Origin of the sequence: Devosia ureilytica (assembly GCF_024273195.1) — a bacterium.
In the GTDB taxonomy this organism is placed as follows: Bacteria; Pseudomonadota; Alphaproteobacteria; order Rhizobiales; family Devosiaceae; genus Devosia; species Devosia ureilytica.
Genome location: NZ_JAMZCU010000017.1, coordinates 1 through 2,638 on the forward strand (window position 1 = coordinate 1; position 2,638 = coordinate 2,638).

A 2,638-nucleotide genomic window follows, 5' to 3' on the forward strand; every position below is an offset into this window, starting at 1 on the left:
TGCTGCGCGTCAAACAGGGTGAGACTCAGCGTCAATCAGGATGAGACGGAGCTGTTGGTGCGTGTCGCAGGGAGGGCGTAGCCCGACCGGAGGCACGTACCAACAGCTTTGCCGATTTCGGGGTCTGTGATCGCGGTCGTCCCAGTACAGTGGTGGTTTTCAGGAGGGGACCACCTTTGTGCCGGGGCGCCATGTAACCGATCATCAGATGAGGCTTTTCATGAAGCTCAGACAAAACCACACCACCGAGACGGCGTCAGCCAAGGCCGGGCTAAGCCGCGCGACAGGCTACCGGCTACTACAGAACCCGGTATTGCCTTCCCAGAGGCGAGAACCCCGAGGACGCCGGCGTCCCGATCCCCTGGAGCATATCTTCGAGGCTGAAGTTGTGCCGTTGCTGCAGGCAGCACCGGGGCTGCGACCTGTCGCAATTTATGAAGAACTGCTGCGCCGCCACCCCGACCTGCAGTCCGGTATTCGTCGCACGCTGGAGCGTCGTATCCGCGCCTGGCGCGCCATCTATGGCGCCGAGCGGGAGGTTATTTTCCGGCAGGTTCACGAACCGGGGCGGCTGGGGCTTTCGGACTTTACCGATATGGGCGGGCTTGGTGTAACCATTGCCGGGCAACGGCTGGATCACCTGCTGTACCACTTCCGTCTACCCTGGTCTGGCTTCGAACACGCCCATGTCATTCTGGGCGGGGAGAGCTTTGTTGCCCTGGCCGAGGGATTGCAGAATGCCTTGTGGTCAGCCGGTGGTGCTCCTCATTATCACCGCAGCGACAGCCTCTCGGCCGCCTTTCGCAATCTTGACGCCGAGGCCAGAACAGATCTGACGACGCGATACGAGGCCCTTTGCTCGCACTATGGGATGACCCCGACGCGGAACAACAAGGGCGTGGCCCATGAGAACGGTTCAATCGAGAGCGCCCATGGCCATCTCAAGGGCGCGATCCGGGATGGCCTGCTGATGCGTGGCAGCCCTGACTTCGAGGATCTGGGCTCCTACCGCGCCTTTGTCGACGAGATCATCGGCCGCCGCAATGCGAACCGCGGTAAAGGCATCGAGGCGGAGCGAGCGCATCTGCAGGTCCTGCCTGAGCGCCGCACCACGGACTTCGAGGAGGTGATCGTCACCGTCTCCAGCACGGGAGGATTCACCTTGCGCAAGGTGTTCTATACCGTGCCTTCCCGTCTGATCGGCCACCGGTTGAGGGTGCGTCTGTTCGATGACAGGCTGGAAGTGTTCATGGGCGGAACGCATTTGCTGACCTTGCCCAGAGGGCGCGCTCAGGCCAACGGTAAGCATGACCAGGTGGTGAACTACCATCACGTCATCCACTCCTTGCGCAAGAAGCCCATGGCGCTGCTGCACCTGGTTTATCGCGACAAGCTCTTCCCCCGACTGGAATATCGTCGTGCGTTCGAGGCGCTGTGTGCCGCGATGCCGGAACGGCCAGCCTGCAAGATCACAGTCGAACTCCTGGCGCTTGCCCATGAGCGCAGCTGTGAACGAGAGCTGGCCAACGAGTTGGGTCAGGTGCTCCGTTCCGGTAGCCTGCCGGATCTGGCGACATTGCGGACAAAGTTCTCTCCAGATCCCGCCGACTTGCCCCAGGTCTGGGTGCAACCAGTCTGTCTGGACAGCTACCAGGTCCTGGTCGGAACCCAGGGCATGGCGGGAGAAAGCGCATGAAAGCCAATACCCATCCCGTCGATGAAGCTCGCCTGAGCATCATGCTCAACGAGCTAAGATTGCCCACCATCAAGACCCTCTGGCGCAGGTTCGCCGAGCAATCCGATCGCGAAGGCTGGCCCGCCGCACGTTTCCTGGCGGCCATTGCCGAGCATGAGCTTGCCGAGCGAGCGCACCGGCGGATCGAGCGGCATCTGGCCGAAGCCCACCTGCCGCCAGGAAAGACGCTCGACAGCTTCGACTTTGAAGCCGTGCCCATGATCTCGAAGGCGCAGATCGTCGCCATGGCGGCCGGTGACAGCTGGCTCGCCAAGGGCGCCAATGTGCTGATGTTCGGCCCGCCGGGCGGCGGCAAAAGCCATCTCGCCGCAGCGATCGGCCTGGCGTTGATCGAAAATGGCTGGCGCGTGCACTTCACCAGGACCACCGATCTCGTCCAGAAGCTACAGGTCGCCCGGCGTGAACTGCAGCTCGAGGCAGCCATTGCCAAGCTCGACAAGTTCGATCTGCTGATCCTGGATGATCTCGCCTACGTCACCAAGGACCAGGCCGAAACCAGCGTTCTGTTCGAGCTCATCTCGGCGCGATACGAGCGACGCTCGATCATGATTACCGCCAACCAGCCCTTTGGAGAATGGAACAGGGTCTTCCCCGATCCAGCCATGACGCTGGCCGCTGTCGATAGGCTGGTCCATCACGCGACCATCTTCGAGATGAACGTCGAAAGCTACCGGCGGCGATCGGCCCTCGAGGCTAAACGGCAACGGGGAAGACCGGCATCTTTTGCGACAATCAAGAACACACCTGTGACTGACGCTCCGCGTCAATCACAGGAAGACGGCGAGGTTGCCCGAGACAATCAACCTGATAACATCACAAACGCCGCGACGTAGAATCTCATCCAGATTGTCGCCAGCGTCTCATCCAGATTGCCGCGCTATA

General features: G+C 61.3%; 2 protein-coding genes. Both read left to right on the plus strand.

Features of this window, described 5'->3' with window-relative positions; translation table 11 throughout:
- Window positions 1–178 precede the first annotated feature (178 nt).
- On the plus strand, window positions 179–1,696 hold the full coding sequence (gene istA / locus NIM87_RS18465; protein ID WP_462804861.1) for an IS21 family transposase: 1,518 nt from the start codon (window positions 179–181) through the stop codon (window positions 1,694–1,696).
- Entirely contained in the window at window positions 1,693–2,589 is an 897-nt protein-coding gene (gene istB, locus NIM87_RS18470) for an IS21-like element helper ATPase IstB (protein WP_254676223.1), read from the plus strand. Before istA ends, istB begins: the two co-directional genes overlap by 4 nt.
- The last annotated feature ends 49 nt before the right edge of the window (window positions 2,590–2,638 follow it).

Bases quoted from the DNA above. Each gene is read 5' to 3' on its own strand.
- istB (WP_254676223.1), top strand. From the start codon at position 1,693: ATGAAAGCCAATACCCATCCCGTCGATGAAGCTCGCCTGAGCATCATG.